Annotated in this window: 15 protein-coding genes, 1 pseudogene and 1 riboswitch; of the genes and pseudogenes, 8 read left to right on the top strand and 8 right to left on the bottom strand. The window is 64.4% G+C overall.

What is annotated here, in order from left to right; genetic code table 11:
• Nucleotides 1–19: 19 nt before the first annotated feature.
• The 4 genes from CXY71_RS16705 (at nucleotide 20) to CXY71_RS16690 (ending at nucleotide 6,339) form a co-directional block, all read left to right on the top strand.
• Nucleotides 20–1,375, top strand: coding sequence for an extracellular solute-binding protein (locus CXY71_RS16705; RefSeq protein WP_104137973.1), 1,356 nt, complete (start codon nucleotides 20–22; stop codon nucleotides 1,373–1,375).
• 2 nt (nucleotides 1,376–1,377) lie between these two features.
• A complete protein-coding gene (locus tag CXY71_RS16700) occupies nucleotides 1,378–2,313 on the top strand; it encodes a carbohydrate ABC transporter permease (RefSeq protein WP_104137970.1) in 936 nt (311 codons plus the stop codon).
• A 74-nt stretch (nucleotides 2,314–2,387) separates the two neighbouring features.
• Nucleotides 2,388–3,197, top strand: coding sequence for a carbohydrate ABC transporter permease (locus tag CXY71_RS16695; RefSeq protein WP_233204704.1), 810 nt, complete (start codon nucleotides 2,388–2,390; stop codon nucleotides 3,195–3,197).
• Between the two features lie 7 nt (nucleotides 3,198–3,204).
• Complete coding sequence (locus CXY71_RS16690) at nucleotides 3,205–6,339, top strand: glycoside hydrolase family 38 C-terminal domain-containing protein (RefSeq protein WP_104137967.1); 3,135 nt, start codon at nucleotides 3,205–3,207, stop codon at nucleotides 6,337–6,339.
• Nucleotides 6,340–6,428: 89 nt separating this feature from the next.
• Here the strand turns inward: CXY71_RS16690 and CXY71_RS16685 are convergent, their stop codons facing one another.
• Nucleotides 6,429–8,348 (bottom strand): ABC transporter ATP-binding protein, encoded by a 1,920-nt coding sequence (locus tag CXY71_RS16685; RefSeq protein WP_104137964.1) that lies wholly within the window; start codon nucleotides 8,346–8,348, stop codon nucleotides 6,429–6,431.
• Nucleotides 8,349–8,568: 220 nt separating this feature from the next.
• On the opposite strand from CXY71_RS16685, the pseudogene CXY71_RS21515 reads away from it, so the two are divergent.
• Nucleotides 8,569–9,150 (top strand): annotated as a pseudogene (locus tag CXY71_RS21515) (ATP-binding cassette domain-containing protein); the annotation flags it as partial.
• Between the two features lie 192 nt (nucleotides 9,151–9,342).
• On the opposite strand, the gene CXY71_RS16675 reads toward CXY71_RS21515, so the two are convergent.
• The 7 genes from CXY71_RS16675 to CXY71_RS16645 all read right to left on the bottom strand — a co-directional run bounded on the left by CXY71_RS16675 (nucleotide 9,343) and on the right by CXY71_RS16645 (nucleotide 15,946).
• Nucleotides 9,343–10,695: an MFS transporter gene (locus tag CXY71_RS16675; RefSeq protein WP_104137961.1), complete on the bottom strand. Its 1,353-nt coding sequence runs from the start codon at nucleotides 10,693–10,695 to the stop codon at nucleotides 9,343–9,345.
• Nucleotides 10,696–10,847: 152 nt separating this feature from the next.
• Nucleotides 10,848–11,204 (bottom strand): hypothetical protein, encoded by a 357-nt coding sequence (locus CXY71_RS16670; RefSeq protein ID WP_104137958.1) that lies wholly within the window; start codon nucleotides 11,202–11,204, stop codon nucleotides 10,848–10,850.
• A gap of 28 nt (nucleotides 11,205–11,232) precedes the next feature.
• On the bottom strand, nucleotides 11,233–11,709 hold the full coding sequence (gene ribH, locus CXY71_RS16665) for a 6,7-dimethyl-8-ribityllumazine synthase (protein WP_104137955.1): 477 nt from the start codon (nucleotides 11,707–11,709) through the stop codon (nucleotides 11,233–11,235).
• Nucleotides 11,709–12,968 (bottom strand): 3,4-dihydroxy-2-butanone-4-phosphate synthase, encoded by a 1,260-nt coding sequence (gene ribB / locus CXY71_RS16660; protein ID WP_104137952.1) that lies wholly within the window; start codon nucleotides 12,966–12,968, stop codon nucleotides 11,709–11,711. The genes ribH and ribB overlap by 1 nt, the downstream gene beginning before the upstream one ends.
• Complete coding sequence (locus tag CXY71_RS16655) at nucleotides 12,965–13,630, bottom strand: riboflavin synthase (RefSeq protein WP_104137950.1); 666 nt, start codon at nucleotides 13,628–13,630, stop codon at nucleotides 12,965–12,967. Before CXY71_RS16655 ends, ribB begins: the two co-directional genes overlap by 4 nt.
• A gap of 7 nt (nucleotides 13,631–13,637) precedes the next feature.
• On the bottom strand, nucleotides 13,638–14,669 hold the full coding sequence (ribD, locus tag CXY71_RS16650) for a bifunctional diaminohydroxyphosphoribosylaminopyrimidine deaminase/5-amino-6-(5-phosphoribosylamino)uracil reductase RibD (RefSeq protein ID WP_233204687.1): 1,032 nt from the start codon (nucleotides 14,667–14,669) through the stop codon (nucleotides 13,638–13,640).
• Between the two features lie 89 nt (nucleotides 14,670–14,758).
• Nucleotides 14,759–14,896: riboswitch (FMN riboswitch) on the bottom strand.
• Nucleotides 14,897–14,971: 75 nt separating this feature from the next.
• Nucleotides 14,972–15,946 (bottom strand): sugar-binding transcriptional regulator, encoded by a 975-nt coding sequence (locus CXY71_RS16645; protein WP_368665904.1) that lies wholly within the window; start codon nucleotides 15,944–15,946, stop codon nucleotides 14,972–14,974.
• Nucleotides 15,947–16,055: 109 nt separating this feature from the next.
• On the opposite strand from CXY71_RS16645, the gene CXY71_RS16640 reads away from it, so the two are divergent.
• The 3 genes from CXY71_RS16640 to glpK all read left to right on the top strand — a co-directional run bounded on the left by CXY71_RS16640 (nucleotide 16,056) and on the right by glpK (nucleotide 20,304).
• Nucleotides 16,056–17,798 (top strand): glycerol-3-phosphate dehydrogenase/oxidase, encoded by a 1,743-nt coding sequence (locus CXY71_RS16640; RefSeq protein ID WP_104137947.1) that lies wholly within the window; start codon nucleotides 16,056–16,058, stop codon nucleotides 17,796–17,798.
• A 185-nt stretch (nucleotides 17,799–17,983) separates the two neighbouring features.
• The gene (locus CXY71_RS16635; RefSeq protein WP_104138335.1) at nucleotides 17,984–18,718 is read left to right on the top strand and encodes an MIP/aquaporin family protein; all 735 of its coding nucleotides are present in this window, start codon (nucleotides 17,984–17,986) and stop codon (nucleotides 18,716–18,718) included.
• Nucleotides 18,719–18,789: 71 nt separating this feature from the next.
• A complete protein-coding gene (gene glpK / locus CXY71_RS16630; protein WP_104137945.1) occupies nucleotides 18,790–20,304 on the top strand; it encodes a glycerol kinase GlpK in 1,515 nt (504 codons plus the stop codon).
• Nucleotides 20,305–20,803 lie beyond the last annotated feature (499 nt).

Here is a 20,803-nt window from a genome sequence, read left to right as displayed (position 1 = left end):
TTGGGAGCAAAGGAGCACCATGCATCGCAACGTACGTTTCGCCGTGTCCGTGTTGGCAGTGACCTCGATGGTCGCGCTGGTCGGCTGCTCGACAGCCGCAGATAACGACGGTGATACCCAGACTCTGAAGATCGTTTATCAGGAGACCGATTCCTTCACCGCACTCGACACCCTCTTCACGAAGATCAAACCCGAGTTCGAGGCCGCCCATGATGGTGTCACCGTGGAATTGCAGCCGATCCAGGCGAATGATGACGACTACTCCACAAAGCTCGCGCTGTCGCAGCAGTCGGGCGAGACAGCACCGGACGTCTTCTATGAAGACACCTTCCGTCTGCGCTCCGACATCGATGCCGGGTACCTGCTCAACCTCGATGATCATGTCGCCGGCTGGGACGATTGGTCCCAGTTCAATGAGGGGGCCAAGGCGGCGGGAATGGGAGACGATGGCAGCATCTATGCCGTGCCGCTCGGAACCGACACCCGCGCAATCTGGTACAGCAAACCGGTTCTGGAAGCCGCCGGAATCACCATTCCCTGGCAGCCGGAGACCTGGGACGATATTCTCGAGGTCGCGCGCGCCATCCAAGACAGCCAGCCGGACGTCGTACCCTTCAACATGTATGCTGGCAAGGGCACCGGCGAGGGCACCGTCATGCAGAGCTTTTACGAGCTGCTCTATGGCACCGGTGACGAGCTGTACAACGAGGACGAACAGAAATGGGTCGTCGGCTCCGACGGTTTCAAGGACTCGCTGGACTTTCTCAAGACGCTCTACGACGAAGGGCTGGCCGTGACCCCGGCCGAGGCCCTCGACGCCAACGTCTGGAAGAAGGTTTTCGGCGAACTCTTTCCGCAGGGCAAACTCGGCGGTACGGTCGAGGGCTCCTACACCCCGTCCTTTTGGCAGGAAGGCGGCTCGTATGCCTGGCCCGAATACGTCGATGATATGGGCGTCGCGGCCTTTCCCACCCAGAACGGTGAGGCCCCGCAGGGCGTGAGTATGTCGGGCGGCTGGACGCTCGCCGTCGGAGCGAAGACGGAGAACCCCGACCTCGCTTTCGAATTTCTCACCCTCGCGCTCAACCAGGAGAACGCGCTCTGGTACGACATCAACAATTCGCAGATCGCGGTGCGAGCGGATGTTGCGAGCGAACAAAGCTACCTCGAGGCTAACCCGTTCGTGGCAGCGGTCACGGATCTCGTCTCGGTGACGCACTTCCGGCCGGCGACATCGGATTACCCGAAGATTTCCGCTGAGGTGCAGGCCGCAACGGAAGCGGTCATCACAGGGCAGCTCCGCGTCGACGACGCGGCGGCCGCCTATGACGCGGCCGTCGAAGGCATCGTCGGTTCAGACAAGGTCACCGACTAACGATGACCGCGGAGGTGATCGTACCTGCCCTGGCGGGTCCGGCGCCCGCCGGGCGGACCGGTCGCCGGCAGAAGCCTACGACGACTTGGCGGCTGCTACCGATCCTGCCGGCAATCGTGTTGTTGCTGATTTTCCTCGCCGGACCAGTCGTCTGGTCGTTCTACGGTTCTTTCACCAACGCGTCGCTCACTGGTGTGAACGCGCAAAATCCGGCGTGGATAGGGTTCGGCAACTACCTGCGGCTGTTCTCCGACCCGGTCTTCCCGCTCTCGCTCGGACTCACCGTGGTGTTCGTGTTGGCGTCGGCGATCGTCGGACAGAACTTCCTCGGTCTCGGCATCGCCTTGCTCATGAACCGTGCCCATCGCTTTGTGGCTGGTGCGGTCGGCACCTGCGTCGTTGCTGCCTGGGTTCTGCCCGAGATTGTGGCGGCTTTCGTGGCCTATGCCTACTTCAGCCAGGACGGCACGCTCAACCAACTGCTCGCCGCGCTCGGCATGACCGGCCCGAACTGGCTCTACAGCTTTCCGATGCTCGCCATCGTGCTCGCCAATGTCTGGCGGGGCACCGCGTTCTCCATGATGGTTTACCGGGCAGCACTCAACGATGTGCCGATCGAGATCACCGAGGCGGCAATGATCGATGGTGCCGGTGGTGCCAAACGCTTGTTCCTAATCACCATCCCGATGATCAAATCGAGCATTACCACCAACCTCATGCTGATCACCCTGCAAACACTGTCGGTGTTCACCCTGGTCTGGGTGATGACAGCCGGCGGTCCAGGCAACCAGAGCACGATCCTTCCGGTGATGGCCTTCCAGGAGGCCTTCCGGTTCAGCGACATCGGCTACGGCACGGCGATCGCCACAGTGATGCTCCTCATTGGTGCGGTCTTCTCCATCATCTACATTCGCGCATTGCGCCCGAGTAAGGGGTAATTGTGACCAACCTCACTGCGGTGGTCCCCGTTGCGACGCGGCCGGGAGCATCCGTCGCATCGCCGAAAAAGGCCGTGAGCGCGCTGCTCGCCAACGGCATTCTCGTGCTCATCGGGCTATGTTTTCTGCTGCCTCTGGCGTGGCTCGTGCTGGCCTCGCTCGACGTGCGGGCGAGCTATCAGACGCAGATTCCCGAACTGCTCTCGCTGGAGAATTTTCGGGCCGTGCTCACCCCCGACCTCACCTTTCGGCCCCTGTGGAACAGTTTTCTGCTCTCGGCTGGCGCATCGGTCGTGACCGTCGTCGCATCAGTTCTCGCCGCCTACCCGTTGTCCCGATATTCGATGCGCTTCAATAAGCCGTTCATGTACGCCATTCTGTTTGGCACCTGCCTTCCGATCACGGCGATCATGGTTCCCGTCTACAGTTTGTTCGTGCGGTTGCAGCTGATCGATTCGATGGGCGCGACCATTCTCTTCATGGCGGCGACCTCGCTACCGATGTCTATCTGGATGACCAAGAACTTCATGGACTCGGTGCCGATCAGCCTCGAGGAAGCCGCCTGGGTCGACGGGGCGAGCGCCATGACAGCGTTGCGTCGCATCGTCGTGCCGCTGATGCGACCGGGGCTCGGGGTGGTTTTCATTTTCGTGTTCATCCAGGCCTGGGGAAACTTCTTCGTGCCGTTCATTCTGTTACTGTCGCCGAGCAAACAGCCGGCAGCGGTGAGCATTTACAGCTTCTTCGGACAGTTCGGGGCGATTGCCTACGGCCAACTCGCGGCATTCTCGTTGCTCTATTCTGTTCCGGTGATACTTCTCTACGCACTCGTTTCGCGCGGCATGGGAGCCTCCTTCTCCCTGTCGGGTGCGATTAAAGGTTAGGGTCAACATGCATGACGACAGCGCACTGGTCGAGACTCGGCTGAACCGGTTCGTTCGCGAACGGTTGCAGCCGGCGATCTATCGGGCCATCGCCCCGCTCACGGTGACTGCCTGGACGGTGCCGGGGGAACCGGTCACGTTTGCCGAGGCGGTCTCGCATCCGTTTGCGCCGTTCGTCGTCGGCTCGCCGTGGGGCCGACCGTGGGAAACCGTGTGGTTTCACCTCCTCGGAACGGTGCCGTCGGAATGGGCGGGAACCCGGGCCGAGGTCGTCATCGACCTCGGGTTTACGACCGACGTACCGGGCTTCCAGGCCGAGGGCACCGCTTACAGCCCCGATGGCCGGCTACTCAAAGGCGTGGAGTCCTTGAACCGCACGGTGAGCGTGACCGGTGACACCATCGACCTCTATATAGAGGCCGCCGCCAACCCCAACATTGCGGCTGACTTCAGCTTCGCTCCCACGCTGCTGGGCGATCTCGACACCGCCGGCAGCACGCCGCTCTACCTGCTTCGCCAAGCGAATGTTGCCCAGCCCGATACGCAGGTCTGGCAGCTCGCGCAGGACGTGTTCACACTGGACGGCCTGCGCCGCGAGCTGCCGGTCGCATCGCCGCGGCGAGCGAACATTTTGCGCGCCCTGGAACGCTGCCTCGATCTGCTCGACCCCGACGATGTGGGCGGCACCGCGGGAGCCGGACGCGCCGCCCTGGCCGAGGTACTCGCAAGCCCGGCCAACGCCAGCTCACACCGAGTGCACGCAGTCGGCCACGCGCACATCGACAGCGCCTGGCTCTGGCCCGTACGCGAGACCGTGCGCAAGGTCGCACGAACCTGGTCCAACGTACTCGACCTGATCGACCGTCACCCCGATTTTGTGTTTGCGGCCTCGTCGGCGCAGCAGTATGCCTGGCTTCAGCAGTTCTACCCGGAGCTGTTCGAGCGGGTGCGCCGCGCCGTCGCGACCGGCAACTTTGTTCCGGTCGGCGGCATGTGGGTCGAATCCGACACCAACATGCCCGGCGGCGAGGCTCTGGCCCGGCAATTCGTCGCCGGTAAGGGGTTCTTTCTGCGCGAGTTCGGGGTAGAACCCCTCGAAGTCTGGTTGCCCGACTCGTTCGGCTACTCCGCCGCGCTGCCGCAGATCGTGCGGGCCGCCGGCAGTCGCTGGTTTCTCACCCAGAAGTTGTCCTGGAACGACACCAACCTGTTTCCGCATCACAGCTTTCTCTGGGAGGGCCTCGATGGCAGCCGCGTCTTCACTCATTTTCCACCGGTCGCCGACTACAACGCGCAGCTCTCCGGCCTTGAATTGGCTCGGGCCGAGCGGCTGTTTGCGGAGAAAGGTGTGGCAAATACCTCGCTGGTACCGTTCGGCTGGGGCGACGGCGGCGGTGGCCCGACCGAGGAGATGATTGCTGCAGCACACCGCACTAGGTCGCTCGAGGGATCGCCGACGGTCGAACTATCGAGCCCGCGGCGCTTCTTTGAGGCAGCGGAGGCCGAGTACGCCGCACCCCCGGTGTGGTCGGGGGAGTTGTATCTGGAGTTTCATCGCGGCACGCTCACCTCGCAGGCCCGCACCAAGCAGGGAAATCGGCGCTGCGAGCACCTGCTGCGGGAGGCGGAGCTCTGGGCGACGGCGGCCTCGGTGCGGGTTGGCACGGAGTATCCGCGGGCGGCCTTCGACAACGCGTGGCAGACGGTGTTGCTACAGCAATTTCACGACATCCTTCCTGGGTCATCGATTGCCTGGGTCCATCGGCAGGCGGAGCGCGAGTATGCGCGGGTCGCTCGTGTGCTGGAGGGGGTGATCGAGGCATCCGTTCGTGCGCTGTGCGGGCCGGGCGACGACGCAGTCGTGCTCAACGCGGGGCCGTATGCCCGCGCCGAGGTGCCCGCGCTCGGCGGCAGCGTGCACGACGCCGCGACGGGTGCTGATTCGGCGGTCGCCGGAGCCACGATCTCGAGAACTCCGGAAGGCTGGGTACTCTCGAACGCGCAGGTGTCCGTCACGATCGACGGGGACGGACTGTTCACCTCGGTTTACGACCGGCAGGCCGACCGGGAAGTCGTGCCGATCGGCGCCAGGGCCAACCTGCTCACCCTGCACCGGGACACCCCCACCCAGTGGGATGCCTGGGATATCGATATCGCGCACGCGCGCCTGTTCGCGGCGCTCACCGATGCCGAGTCGGTGGCGGAACTAGAGCAGCTTCCGGTGGGTCAGGTCGGCGTGCGCGTCACACGGCGATTCGGCGAGTCCTCGGTAGTCGAAGACGTGACCCTCGCCTCGAATTCGAGCGCGATCGACCTGAAGTTCAGTATCGACTGGCACGAACGGCAGAAGCTACTTCGGCTGAGCTTTGCGCTCGATCTCAAGGCAGACCGGGCCGCCTCCGAGATTCAGTTCGGGCATATATTCCGCCCGACGCATGCGAATACCTCGTGGGATGCCGCCCGCTTCGAAACTGTCGCGCATCGCTGGGTGCATGTCGGCGAGCCGGGTTTCGGTGTGGCAGTCGCCAATGACTCGACCTACGGGCACGCGATCACCCGCACCGCGTTTCCTCGATCAGAAACGGATGTTCCGCCGCTTGACCCCAACGCCAGCCAGGACGCTAACGCCGACCGGGATGCCAGCGCCAAGCCGGATGCCAGCTCTGACCAGGAAGCCCGCATCGGTACCACCGTGGCCTTGTCCCTGCTGCGCGCACCCCTCTACCCGGACCCGACCACCGACCAGGGCAGCCACGAACTGCGAGTGTCTCTTTGCGTTGGCGTGAGTGTTCCCGACGCGGTATCCGAGGGCTACCGGCTGAACCTACCGCTGCGCACCGTCACGGGCGTCGGCTCTACGCCGATCGAGCCGCTGTTCACCGTCGACCACCCGGCGGTCGTGATCGAGGCGGTCAAGCTCGCCGAAGACGGCAGCGGAGATGTGATCGTGCGACTCTACGAGGCGCACGGAACCCGGGCCCGGGCCCGGCTCGGCCGCTCATTCGCCGCCGCCGAGGCCCATGAGACGGACCTGCTCGAACGCCGCGTCACCCCGGCCGCAGTGATCGCGTCGGATGAAGCCGCCCTGACTCTGAAATTGCGCCCATTCCAGCTCGTGACGCTGCGCTACAGACGCACGTAACGCCGGTAAAACTGGCGACACGCCGTCGTTACTCGTCAGTCGGCACGGCGTGTCGCATGCGCACCGGCATCACGTACCGGCGCGCCGGGCTAGACCAGCAGCTGGTGCTTCGCCAGGTCTCGATACAGCGGGGTGGAGACGACAAGCTCGGAGTGGGTGCCGACGCCGACGACCTCGCCGTGGTCAAGCACCACGATCTGGTCGCTGTCGACCACGGTCGAGAGGCGGTGCGCGATCACGATGAGGGTGCGGTCGGCAGCGACGGCGTCGATAGCTTCACGCATCATCTGCTCGTTCTTGCCGTCGAGGCTGGAGGTCGACTCGTCGAGCAGCAGAATCGGCGGGGCCGCGAGCAGCGCTCGGGCGATCGCGAGCCGCTGGCGTTCTCCGCCGGAGAGCTTTACGCCCGATTCGCCGACGGCAGCGCTGAGCCCGGCCGGGTCGCGGTCGAGCACTTCGCCCAGGTTGACCGCGTGCAGCACCTTGATGCAGTCCTCGTCGGTGGCATCGGGAGTGGCGAGCGTCAGGTTGTCGCGCAGCGATCCGGCGAGTACCGGGGCATCCTGCTCGACGTAGCCGATCTGGGCACGCAGCGCGGTGCGATCCAGTGTACGGATGTCCAGCCCCCCGAGCCTTACGGTGCCATCTGAGACGTCGTAGAACCGTTCGATCAGGGCGAGGATCGTGCTCTTGCCGGCGCCGCTGGGTCCGACGAGCGCGGTGCGTAGCCCGCGCGGGGCGCTGAACGAGACTCCCTTGAGTACCGGGCGCGGGGCCAGGGAAGTACCCGCGATTGAAACGGCCTCGGGATCGGTGTCCGGTTCGGCCGTGGCGGCCGAACCGGCAGCATCCGTTGTCGTCGGCCTGTCAGGATCTGCTTCGGCGTCAACCTCGACTGGCACCGCAGCGTACCCGAAGTGCACGTTCTCGAAGCTGATCGCAGCGGCTTCTGGATTGACCTTGTCGTTGGCGGCGCCGATAGTCATGGCCAGCGGTGCAATGTCGCGGTCGTACTGATCCTCGGCAGGCAGGTCGATGATCTCCTGAATCCGGCCGAGCGCGCCGAGGGCTGAATTGACCGAGGTGATGGCGCCGAAGAACTGGCCGAGCGGCATGATCATCAGGAACAGGAACAGAATGAACGCGACCAGGTCGGCGATCGTGATGGCGCCGCTCGCGACGCGAAAACCGCCAACGCCGAGCACCACGAGAAACGAAACCTGCATGGCGATACCAGCGATCGGTACGACGAGGGCGCTGATCTTGGCGACCTTGATACCCATGCGCCAGGCGCCGCGGGCGTCTTCTTCGATCACGGCGACTTCGCGTTCGGTCGCATTGGATGCACGCACGGTGCGAATGGCACTGATGGCACGCTCAACGCTCGCGGCGAGGTCACCGACCTTCGCCTGGGCGGCTTGGCTCGCGGTGCGGATGCGCCGGGACAACAGGGTGACGGTGATCACCGACACCGCAATGACGAGCACAGTCAGGCCGAGCAGCACCGGGTCGATGATGAGCATCGCCACGAGGGCGCCGATGAAGGTGAGCGATCCGCCGATCGCTTCGACCAGCCCCTGGGTGAGTACCGCGCGCAGCAGGGTGGTGTCGCTGCCGACGCGGGAGACGAGGTCTCCGGTGCGTCGGGCGTCGAACTCGCTGATCGGTAGGCGCAGCAGACGCCCCACCAGTTTGCGGCGACTCGAGAGTACGACGCCCTCGCCGGTGCGCTGCAACAGGTAGTGCTGATAGCCGCTGATCAGGCCCGAAATTACTACCAGGGCGATCAACAAGCCGACGAGGGATCCGAGCGGATCGTCAGCTTGCACGATCGTGATGACCTGGCTCACCAGCAGCGGCTGGGCCAGGCTCGCGGCGGCGCCGAGCACGCTCAAGACGATGACGACGGCGAGCACCTTTTTGTGCTCGAACAGGTAGGGCAGCAGCTGGCTGAACTTCGCGCGCGGCCCGGTGGGGGCCGGCCGGCCGCGTCGACCGCGCGGTGGCATAACGGCCTTCTGTGCGGCGGAAGAATCGGGCGTGCGGGTTGCGGTAGTCACTAAGTCATCTTAACCGCCCGGCCTCCGAGCCTCCCCGCAATCTTGCTATCGGTCTTCAGTGGAGCACTGTGCCGGAGCCTGTCATTGCCACCCGAAATCACCTGAAGAGATACAAAAACTTCGTCGCCGTCGACGGCATCAGCTTCGAGGTGGTGCCCGAGCCACTCGCCGGGCCGACGAACTGCTCGAGTTCGCCCAGCTCCAGGACAAGGCCACAGCCAAGGTCGACGACCTCGCCGGCGGCATGAAACGGCGCCTGACCATCGCCCGTTCCCTCATCAACGACCCGCGCATCCTGCTGCTCGACGAGCCGACCACCGAACTCGTCCCACAGGCCCGCCACGTTCTCTGGGACCGCTTGTTCCGCCTCAAGGAACAGGGCACGACGCTGCTTCTCACCACCCACTACATGGACGAAGCCGAACAACTCTGCGACCGCCTTGTCGTCGTCGATAAGGGCCGCATCATGGCCGAGCACCGGTTTCGGGTCATGCGGTCATACGCGCAGACGGTGCTGTTCATCGCGATCGGCAGCCCGCACGACACCGGTCAGTTGGCCATGGTGCAGCGCTTCGTGATTCTGCCGATGACGCACTTCTCTGGTACGTTCCTTCCGCTCGATGTGCTGCCACCGTACCTGCAATGGCTCGGCTGGATCTCGCCGCTTTGGCACGGCACCGAACTGTCTCGCGTCTTTGCCTATGGCTTTTTGGAATCGATCTGGCTGAGCCTCGTGCACGTGCTCTATCTGGCTGCTCTACCACGCCGTCATGATCGTGATCGGTCTGGTTTTTACCACTCGCCGTCTGCGCGCCCTATTTTTGAACTAGTGGTGCGCGACGGCCGGGTTTCGCAGGTCGTCTCGCGCGGTCTCGAAAAGCACGCATGCTTCTCGCCGGTGTCTCGAGACCTGGTGAGCCGATCTCGAAAGGCGTATTACGGGTCAGCGATGCAGGTCCAGATTTTTCGTTTCGCGGCTCAGGATCAATGCGATCAGGGTGATCACGGCCATGACCGAGAGGTAGATGCCGACCCAAAATGGGCTGCCGTCGCCGAGGGTCCACAGCCAGATGGCGATGAACGGAGCGACGGCCGCGCCGAGAATAGAGCTCATGTTGTAGGCGAACGCCGAGCCGGTGTAGCGCACGCTGGTCGGGAACAACTCCGGCAGCAGTGCGCCCATCGGGCCGAAGGTCATGCCCATAAGTGAGAAGCCGACGATGAGAAACAGCATCACTCCGGGAAAACCGGCGCCGAGCAGCGGTACGAACAGCAGCCCGAACACGATGATGAACAACGTCACGATGATGAGCGTCTTGCGACGACCGTGCTTGTCGGCCCAGGGGCCCGAGGCGAGGGTGAAGATTCCGAAGAACACCACGCCGAGAATCATCATGAGAATAAAGTTGTTGTAGGTGAAGCCGAGTCCCGGCACCGGGGCATCCGTTGCTGCCCGGCCGTAACCGAGTGTGAACGTGGTCATCAGGTAGAACAAGACATAGGTTGCGAGCATGATGAAGGTGCCGAGGATGAGTTCGCGCCAGTTTGACTTGAATACGGCAGCGAGCGGCAGCTTCTCGACGCGCTTGGTCGTGATGACCTTGGTGAAGGCCTCGCTCTCCACCAGGCGCAGACGTACCCAGAGTCCGACGATGACCATGACAGCCGAGAACAGGAACGGGATGCGCCAGGCCCACTCGAGGAACGCCTCGGACGGACGCGTCGGGTCGGTCGACGGCAGTGCGAGGGCCAGGCCGAGAAACAGGCTGTTTGCGATGATGAAGCCGAGCGGTGCGCCGACCTGCGGAAAGGTGCCGTACCAGGCGCGTTTGCCGACCGGCGCGTTCTCGGTCGCGACCAGCGCCGCACCACTCCACTCGCCGCCGAGGGCGAATCCCTGAGCGAGGCGCAGGATGACGAGCATGAACGGTGCCCACCAGCCGATCATGTCGTAGGTCGGCAGCAGGCCGATCAAGAACGTTGCGATTCCCATCGTGAGCAGCGCACCTATGAGTGTCGCCTTGCGCCCTTTGCGGTCACCGAAATGACCGAAGAACAGTGCGCCGATCGGACGAGCGACCATGGCAGCACCGAACACGGCGAAGGAAGCGAGCAGCGCGGTGGTCTCGTTGCCGGTCGGAAAGAATAAGTGCGGGAAGACCAAGACGGCCGCTGTCGCGTAGACGTAGAAGTCGTAGAACTCGATGGTCGTGCCGATGAGGCTCGCCATGATGACGCGGCCCTTCGGGTTGACGGGCTTGGTCGGCGTCGAAACCGACGCAGTGGATGTAGACATGAGGGTGGATCGCTCCGGAGGGATAGCTGAGCGCCGACGAAACCCGGATATCGGTTGGACATCCCGCGGCAGCGTTTACGCACGAATGAAGGTGTGGCCGCGTTTAGAGGTCACAAAACACCCTACCTCCGCAGAACCCAGCCCAGAAACTATTACTTCCAGAGCACCGCGATGATCACGTTCGCCAGGGTGAGACCGCCGATGGCCCAGAGCACGGTTGACGAGACGCTCGGCTTCTTGCGGTTCACGATCACGAGTACGGTGATCACGATGAGCACGAGGAGCTTGATGCCGATTTTGGTGTTGTCGATGTGGCCGAGGGTGCCCATCTGGATGACGCCGACAAGCAGCAGACCAGTGACCAGCTGAGTCAGCGCACCGTGGAACATGGCGGCGACGATTGTGCCCTTGCCGGCAATGATCGGCTTGATCTGCACCAGAAAGCCGCCGAGCAGTGAGGCGAGGCCGACGAAGTGCAGAATGAGCAGAATATTGCGCAGAAGGTCCATGCGTTCAGCCTAGGTGAACGCCAGCGCACTACCCGACGTGCCCGCGCAGCTCCCGCAACAGCATTGCGGTAGCCAGGGCAGCGGAGGCCGCCTCCTCGCCCTTGTCCTCCTTGGACCCGGGCAGCCCGGCCCGGTCGAGGCCCTGCTGTTCGTCGTCCAGGGTCAGCACGCCGAAGCCCACGGGCTTGCCGGTGTCGAGCGCAACGCGAGTGAGACCATCGGTTGCCGCATTGGAGACGAACTCGAAGTGTGGAGTGCCGCCGCGGATGATCACGCCGAGGGCGACGGCCGCATCGGCCCCGTTTTCAAGCGCGACCTTGCAGGCGACGGGCAGTTCGAAGCTGCCCGGCACCCGCACGAGCGACCAGGAGGCTCCGCTCGCTTCGAGCACGCGGGTAGCGCCGGCGATGAGGCCGTCGGTGATCACGTCATGCCACAGACCGGCCACGATGACGACGCGCAAGGCTCTGCCGTCAACGCTGAGGGTGGGTCCAGTTCCGGCCATTAGGCGATTCCGTTCATGATTTCGATGTTCGTGATGTGGTGACCCATGCGGTCCCGCTTGGTGGCGAGGTATTCCTCGTTGTATTCGCCGATCCCCACCACGAGCGGCACGCGTTCGGTCACGGCGACGCCGTGCAGTTCGAGCTGACGCACCTTCTCGGGGTTGTTGGTGAGCAGCCGCACCGAACTCAACCCCAGTTCGTGCAGGATGCTGGTGGCCGCGCCGTACTCGCGGCTATCGACAGGCAGACCCAGCGCCACGTTAGCGTCGAGAGTGTCGAGGCCATCTTCCTGCAACTCGTACGCGCGCAACTTGTTGATGAGGCCGATGCCGCGCCCCTCCTGGCCGCGCAGGTAGACGACCACGCCGCCTTCCTCCTGGATGATGTCGAGTGAAGCGTCGAGCTGCGGTCCGCACTCGCACTTGAGCGAGCCGAACGCTTCGCCGGTGAGGCACTCCGAGTGCACCCGCACGATGGCGCCATTGACCGGGTCGCCGACGACGAAGGCGACGTGGTCGGCGCCGGTGGAACGGTCTCGGTAGGCGCGCACCCGAAAGAGCCCATGCGAAGTGGGGACGGTGGTCTCCACCTCGAAGTCAACCCGCGGCGCCTCGATCAGAGGCGCGATCGTCGGTAGGGCTGCGTTGGGGTGGAACTCGTCGAGGTAGCTGATCAGGTCTTTGATCGTGATGACGTGCAGGCCCTCGCGCTCGCCGAGTTCGAGCAGCCCGGGCAGCCGCATCATCTCGCCGTCTTCGGCCACGATCTCAGCGATCGCCGCGACCGGTACGAGGCCGGCCAGTTTCATCAGGTCGACGCCGGCTTCGGTGTGGCCGCTACGCTCGCGCACGCCGCCGTCGCGGGCGCGCAGCGGCAGGATGTGGCCTGGGCGGTGCAGGCTGGCCGGTGCTGAAGCTGGATCGGCCAGAACCCGCAGGGTGTGAGCCCGATCGGCGGCGCTGATACCGGTCGACAGTCGATCGGCCGCGTCAACGCTCACGGTGTAATTAGTGCCGAGGGGATCTTCGTTGTTCAAGACCATCACTGGCAGGTCGAGCTGGTCGGCGATCTCGTTGGTCATCGGGGCACAGATGAACCCCGAGGAGTAGCGCACCGTCCAGGCGATCCACTCCTGGGTGGCGAGCTGGGCCGAGATAATGACGTCTCCCTCGTTTTCGCGGCCCTCGTCATCGGCGACGATGACCGGTCGGCCGAGCCGTAGGGCGTCGAGTGCGGAGGGAATATCGGCGAGGCTCATGATGCGCTCCTTGGGGTGGCGGCAAGCTGGCGTGCGGTTTCGGGCTGGGAATTGTGGGCGGCGAGGGCGAGCATCCGTTCAACGTGGCGGGCCAGAATGTCCGTCTCAATGTTGACTCGGTCGCCGGCCACCCGCTCACCAAGGGTGGTCGCCGCGAGGGTCTCGGGAATGAGGGACACCTCAAACCACTGATTCGCGTCGGTGGCAGCGCTGATGTTGCTCACGGTGAGGGAGACGCCGTCGATGGCGATCGAACCCTTGCCGACGACGAGCGGCGCGAGTTCGGCGTTGAGGCTGAACCGCAGCACTCGCCAGGCGTCGCCGGGGGTGACGACGAGCACGGTGCTGGTGCCGTCAATGTGGCCCTGCACGATGTGGCCGCCGAGGCGTCCACCGACGAGGGCGGCGCGTTCGAGGTTGACCGAGGAGCCAGCGCGGGCGGTGGACAGTGTCGACATCGACAGGGTCTGCGCCATCACGTCGGCGGTGAAGGTTTCGGCGGTGCGCTCGACCACGGTGAGGCAGACGCCCTGCACGGCGATGGAGTCGCCGTGACCGGCGCCATCGATCACGAGCGGGCCGCGGATGGTGAGGCGGGCGGCATCCGCTGTCTGCTCGATGCGCTCGATTTGGCCGAGCTCCTCGATGATTCCGGTGAACATGGGTTCCTTAGTTGGTCTGAGGTCGGGCGACGATGAGAACATCGTCGCCGAGGCGGTCGAGGGAAAGAATGGAGAGGCGGCGCCGCTCACCGATCGCGGCCACACCGATGTCGGTGAGGGCGAGTCGAGGGCCGCCGATGAGCGTCGGAGCCAGATAGATGAGATATTCATCGACCAGCCCGGCCGCGACGCAAGCGCTCGCCACGGTCGGTCCACCCTCGATGAACACGCTGCGCAGACCCCGGCCGTGCAGGTCGGCAAGAACGCCGGGTAGGTCGCGGCCGTCGAAAAACAGCGGTGACTGCGGGTGGTTGAACAGGGCAGTGGATGCCGGCAGCTCACGTCGGCCCAATATCACGGGCACCGGTTGCTGCTCGAGCAGTGCGCCATCGGCGTCGCGCGCGGTTAGGGCTGGATCGTCGGCGAGTACGGTGCCGGTGCCGACCAGGATCGCGGCGGAGGATCCGCGCCGCCGGTGTACGTCGACGCGGGCTGCGGCGCCGGTTATCCATCGGCTGGAGCCGTCGGCCGCAGCTGCACGACCGTCGAGGCTCGACGCCCACTTGAGCGTGACAAACGGGCGGCCGAGGCGCGCGGCAACGAGCCAGTCGCCTAGGAATTCTTCGCCCTCCGCCACGAGCAGGCCGGCCTGCACGGTGATTCCGGCAGCGCGCAGCCGGTCGGCTCCGCCGCAGGAACGTTCGCCGGAGTCCGTCACTGAGTAGGCGACGCGGGCGACGCCGGCCTCGATCAGGGCCTCGGCGCAAGGACCGGTGCGGCCGACATGGTTGCAGGGTTCCAGGGTGACCACGACGGTGCTGCCGCGTGCAGCGCCGGGGGCGAGCTGAGACAGCGCATCGACCTCGGCGTGCTTGCTGCCGGCGCCGCGATGCCAGCCTTCGGCGAGCGTGTCGCCCTCGGCGTTCACAATGACGCAGCCGACCCGCGGGTTGACGCCGGTGGTCGGGCCTTGGGCCGCAAGTTCGAGCGCGCGGCGCATGGCGCTGTGCAGGGTGTGCACTGCCGCGTTGTTGGTCATCCCGTCCTCATCCGTATCGGACGAGCTCCGGGGGTATGGGTGTGTGCAGACCTGAACAAACCCGCCGGTCGACCATAGGGGCCAACCGACTCGTGCGCCTCCCGTCCGGACTTTGACCGTCGGTGCTGGAGTTTCACCAGCTCAACCGTTTCGCCTCTCTCACAAGGGGCTAACGGGTCGCGGACTTTAACCGCCGGTTCGGAATTACGCCGACCCCGGAGCACGTGTACTACTTCTAGTTATAGTGCAACAGTCTGTGCGCGGTGCTATTCCCGCCGACATCCGCTGTCACGGTCAGTAGTTCAGAAGGCCTCGGCCAGAGCCCTGGCTGTGCTCTCGTCGACGAACAGGTCGGTGATCAGTCGGGCGGCGAGGGCCCCGCGCAGGCTCGCAAGCTTGGAGCGGCCAGCTACGACGCAGATGCGGCGCGGGGTGCGGCGCAGCACCGTGAAGTCCGGGCCGGTTGAACGCTCATTCAGGGCGATCCCGTCGGCCGAACCATCGGCGCGGTAAAACACCGTTGCCACGTCGCCGACCACACCGGCTGCGCTGAGCGCATCGAATTCGGCCTTCTCAAGGTAGCCGCCGGCGTAGACGCGGCTGGTCACACCCGAAAATGGTGAGCCAAGGCCGAACAGGGCGATGTCCATGGTGGCCTGCATGTCGATCAGGCGGCTGATGCTGCGCTCCCGCCAGAGCGCCCGCTTGGTGGCCGGGTCGTCGAAGAACGCCGGAACTGGAAACTGCTGAACGTGCGCGCCGAAGGCTGTTCCGAACCGGCCGAGAATCTCGCTCGCGTAGCCGAGACCGGTGGTGCGCATGTTTCCGGCGCCATTGAGCTGCACGATTTGAGAGTTGTGGGTCTGCTTGGGCGTCACGTGCCGGCTGATCGCGTTCATGGTGGAGCCCCAGGCGATGCCCATGGTCATGTTCGAATCGAAATACTGGCCGAGAATTCGTGCAACGGAGAGGGCCACGCGTTCCAGACGATCGACGTCGCTCGCGCTATCGGGAACCGGAACGACGTGCGCGGTGATCTGAAACCGAGCCTCGAGCTGCTGTTCGAGGCGACTGGGGGCATCCAGTGGAGATTTGATTTGGATGTCCACCAGACCGGTCTCCCTGGCATGACTGAGCAAGCGAGAGACGGAGGAACGGGAGGTGTGCAGCTCACGGGCGATCGCCTCCATGGTGAGGTCCTGCATGTAATAGAGGTGCGCTGCGGTGAGGGCGTCGCGGCTGCGATCGGACTGCACCGGGTCGGTTTCGAAAGTCACGGCGGCTCCTTGCACGTATGTTCACAACGGGTGAGAAATTGTGTCGGCCTGTCAGACTGAATCTATTCATATGGCCTGCCCAATGCAAGCCCGAACAGAGGTGACAACAATGTCGTTCTTAAACGCACAGACTTCGTCAGCGATCGCCGATCGTCCCAACGCCCAAGTACTCATCATCGGCGCCGGTATCAACGGCATCGCAACCTTTCGCGACCTGGCCCTGCAGGGCGTCGACGTGGTCATCGTCGAGAAGAACGACTTCGTTTCCGGCGCCTCCTCGGCGAGTTCGCACATGATCCACGGCGGGGTGCGCTACCTCGAAAACGGCGAGTTTCGCCTGGTGAAGGAGTCGGTGACGGAGCGCAACAGCCTGCTCAAGATCGCGCCGCACTGCGTCTTGCCGCTGCAGACGACCATCCCCATCTTCTCCACCTTCTCCGGGGTTATGGCGGCACCGCTGCGCTTCCTCACCCACAAGCAGGGTGCCAGGCACGTGGAGCGCGGCGCGCTGCTGATCAAACTGGGCATGATGATCTACGACGCTTTCTCCCGGGACGGGGGAACGGTGCCCCGCCACGAGTTCAAGGGCCGTGGCGCGGCGCTCACCGCACTGCCGCTGCTGAATCCAGGCCTCAAGTACACGGCCACCTACTACGACGCCGCGATGCACGACCCGGAGCGCCTCGCACTCGACGTGCTGCGCGACGGTCTCGATGCCGGGCCGCACGCCCGGGCCGCCAACTATGTTGAAGCAGCTGGCATGAGCGACAACGGCGTGCTCCTGCGCAACACCATCACCGGTGAAGAATTCACCTTTCAAGCGGATGTCGTCGTCAACACGAGCGGGCCGTGGACCGACCTGACCAACGACGCCCTCGGCCAGCCGAGTACCTTCATGGGTGGTACCAAGGGCTCCCACATCGTGCTCGACAACCCGCAACTGCTCGCAGCGACCGGCGGCCGCGAGATCTTCTTCGAGCACGAAGACGGCCGCATTGTGCTGATCTACCCGCTCATGGGTCGGGTTTTGGTCGGCACGACCGACCTCGAACACGATATGAGCAAGCCGATTCGCTGCACCGAACCCGAGATCGACTACTTCTTCGACCTGGTCGCGCACGTTTTCCCAACGGTGAAAGTCGATCGGTCGCACATCGTCTACCGCTTCGCCGGCGTGCGCCCCCTGCCGCGCCACGACGACGAAGCTCCCGGTTTTGTCTCCCGCGACTACCGCATCGAGTCGCGCCCGCTGCCCCGCGCGGGCGTCGCAGACGGCACCCTACTCAGTCTGGTCGGTGGCAAATGGACCACCTTCCGCGCCCTTGCCGAGCATCTGAGCACCGATATTTTGAAACTGCTCGGCCTGCCGCGGACCGTCTCGACCGAAGGCCTCGCCATCGGCGGCGGCCGTGATTTTCCGGCAACGGAGGCCGCCCACCTCGTCTGGGTCACCGCCAATGGCGACGAGGTAGGCCATGACCGCGCCGCCGCCCTGCTGGCCCGCTATGGCACCCGCGCGAGCGAGGTTATCGACTTCCTGACCGACCCGACTGCGCCAGCGGATGCCCCGCTCGCGAACAACCCGGCTTACAGCCGGCGCGAGATCGAATTCCTGGCGTCGACCGAGAGCGTCGTACGTCTGATCGACATGCTGCTGCGCCGCACCAGCATGGCCTTCGTCGGCGCAGTGACCACCCTGCTAGTTGAGGAGATAGCGCTCGTCGTCGCCCCGGTCCTCGGGTGGGACGCTGGGCGTCTGGCCGAAGAGGTCAGACTGGCCCACAGCATCCTGAGCGAGGTGCACGGAGTGGCACTGGCCCCGATCAGCGCGGGCACCGCGCTCGCTGAGTAGGTGTGTCGGCCTGGGTGCTATTGCCGACAATCTGCACGAACGTGCACGAATAATCGACCGGCACGGACCCAGGTGCCGATACGTTTTTAGACAGGTACAACAGCACGATCGCCGGACTCGACAACAACGTCAGTCGGTAGCACCCCATCTGAAAGGTCAATGTGGACAATCTCGGTGTCGTCTTTATGTCGGAGGTCGTGGGAACAGCCATCCTCATCCTCCTCGGCTGTGGTGTAGTCGCCAACGTCGCGCTCGCCAAGAACAAGGGCTTCGGCGGTGGCTTTCTCATGGTCACAATCGGATGGGGCCTGGGCGTTTATGCCGGTGTGATCGCCGCCTACAACTCGGGCGCCCACCTGAACCCGGCCGTCACGCTCGGCCTCGTCGCGAGCGGCGCCGATACGTTCGGCTCTGGAGTTCCGGTCAACCCGGTGTCGATCCTGACCTACCTCGGCGCGCAAATGATCGGTGCGATTCTCGGTGCCGTTGTGGTCTGGCTCGCCTACAAGCAGCACTTCGACCAGGAGCCGGAAGCGGCCAACAAACTCGGTGTGTTCTCGACCGGGCCGGCCATCCGCTCCTACGGCTGGAACCTCGTCACCGAGATCATCGGCACCTTCATGCTGGTCTTCGTGGTCATCGGCTTCGGACGCAACGGTGACGGCGGCGGTCTCGCGGCCCTCGGCGCGCTGCCGGTGGCTCTGCTGGTGATCGCGATCGGCGCATCGCTCGGTGGGCCCACCGGCTACGCCATCAACCCCGCGCGTGACCTCGGCCCGCGTATCGCCCACTTCCTGCTGCCGATCAAGGGCAAGGGTTCGAGTGACTGGGCGTATTCCTGGGTACCGGTCGTTGGTCCGATCATCGGCGGCGTACTCGCCGGCGCCCTATCGGGAGTGCTGCTGCCCATCCTGGGCTAAACCTTTTCGACGTATCCTGCAGCATCCGTTTGTATACGTAATACCCGCCTGGAACAACAAAGGAGTTATACATGGTCAAGTATGTTCTCGCCATCGACCAGGGAACGACGAGCTCCCGAGCGATCATCTTCGACAAGTCCGGATCGATCATTTCGACCGGTCAGCTTGAGCACGAACAGATTCTGCCGCAGGCCGGCTGGGTCGAGCACGACCCGAAGGAAATCTGGGACAACACGCGTGAGGCCATCGGCCAGGCGCTGTCGAAGGCGAACATCACCCGCCACGACATCGAGGCCGTCGGCATTACCAATCAGCGTGAAACCGCTGTGGTGTGGGACAAGAACACCGGTGTGCCGGTTTACAACGCCATCGTCTGGCAGGACACCCGCACGCAGGCGATCGTCGACCGTCTCGCAGCGGTTGGCGGTGTCGAGCGTTTCAAGGACAAGGTCGGCCTGCCGCTGGCCACCTACTTCTCCGGCACCAAGATCGTCTGGATCCTCGAAAACGTCGAGGGCGCACGCGCGAAAGCGGATGCCGGTGACCTCCTGTTCGGCACCACCGATTCCTGGGTGCTGTGGAACCTGACCGGCGGCACCGAGGGCGGCGTGCACGCGACCGACGTCACCAACGCGAGCCGCACCATGTTCATGGACCTCGAAACCCTGCAGTGGGACGACGAGATTCTGAGCATTTTCGACGTGCCCAGGTCGATGCTGCCCGAGATCAAGTCGTCGTCCGAGGTCTACGGCATCGCGAGCGGGCACAGCCTGTTGCGCGAGGTGCCGATCGCCGGAATCCTTGGCGACCAGCAGGCGGCGACCTTCGGCCAGGCCGCGTTCGACCAGGGCGAGGCGAAGAACACCTACGGCACCGGAAACTTTCTGATCTTCAACACCGGAACCGAAATCGTCCACTCGAAGAACGGCCTGCTCACGACCGTGGGCTACAAGCTTGGTGACGAGCCGGTGCACTACGCGCTTGAGGGCTCGATCGCCGTGACCGGTTCGCTCGTGCAGTGGATGCGCGACCAGCTCGGCCTCATCAAGAACGCGTCCGAGATTGAAGACCTGGCAAAAACGGTCAAGGACAATGGCGGGGCCTACTTCGTGCCGGCGTTCTCCGGCCTGTTTGCGCCGTACTGGCGGTCGGATGCCCGCGGCGCCCTGGTCGGCCTCACCCGCTACGTGAACAAGGGCCACATCGCCCGTGCGGCGCTCGAGGCCATCGCGTACCAGACCCGCGAGGTGCTCGACGCGGTCAACGCCGACTCCGGAGTGCCTCTGACCGAGCTCAAGGTCGACGGAGGGGCCACGGCGAACGACCTGCTCATGCAGTTTCAGGCCGATATCATCGGCGTGCCCGTCGTGCGTCCGGTGGTTGCCGAGACTACGGCCCTCGGCGCAGCGTATGCGGCCGGCCTCGCGGTCGGATTCTGGAACGGCCTCGCCGACCTGCGTTCCAACTGGCAGGAAGACTCCCGCTGGGAGCCCGCCATGGACAAGAACGAGGCTGACCGCCTCCTGCGCAATTGGAAGAAGGCCGTAACGAAAACCCTCGACTGGGTCGACGAAGACGTACGTTAACTCCCACACAGCAGCATCCGAAGCCCGGCCCTGCCTCTGCGGGGCCGGGCTTTCGGCATGGTCCGTCTCTCTGCCCCCTCTTTTCACTCTCCCCGTGGCTAATTCAGGAAATCCGCCGGGGGAGGGCTGTGCGCCCGCGGACCAGTCCGGTGCACGCCTGAGTGGTCGGGTGCCTTTCCTGAATCAGCCACTTAGCGGTGCCAATGCCACTCCGGCCGCCTGCTCGACCCGCCACTCGGGCCGCGCGCCGCGACGGCTTCCGCAATGGACGAGTTCAGACCCTCCGCATGATGTGGCTAATTCAGGAAATCCTCTAGCGTGAGGGCCGACCGGGCCCGACAGTGTGCGAACAACATGCTTCGTGTCCGGGAATCTCCTGACTTAGCCACGAATCGCGCGCGGGACTCATACAGAGACCCCGTCCTTACGTTGTTGTGGTGGGTGATTTCGGGACTGTCGTAGTGTGTCGATCACCCTCGGGTGGCGGGTATGGCTGAGA

The sequence above is a fragment of the Cryobacterium sp. Y62 genome, from assembly GCF_002929785.1.
In the GTDB taxonomy this organism is placed as follows: domain Bacteria; phylum Actinomycetota; class Actinomycetes; order Actinomycetales; family Microbacteriaceae; genus Cryobacterium.
Note: the sequence above shows the minus strand (reverse complement) of the source record. Positions and strands in the feature narration are given on the sequence as shown.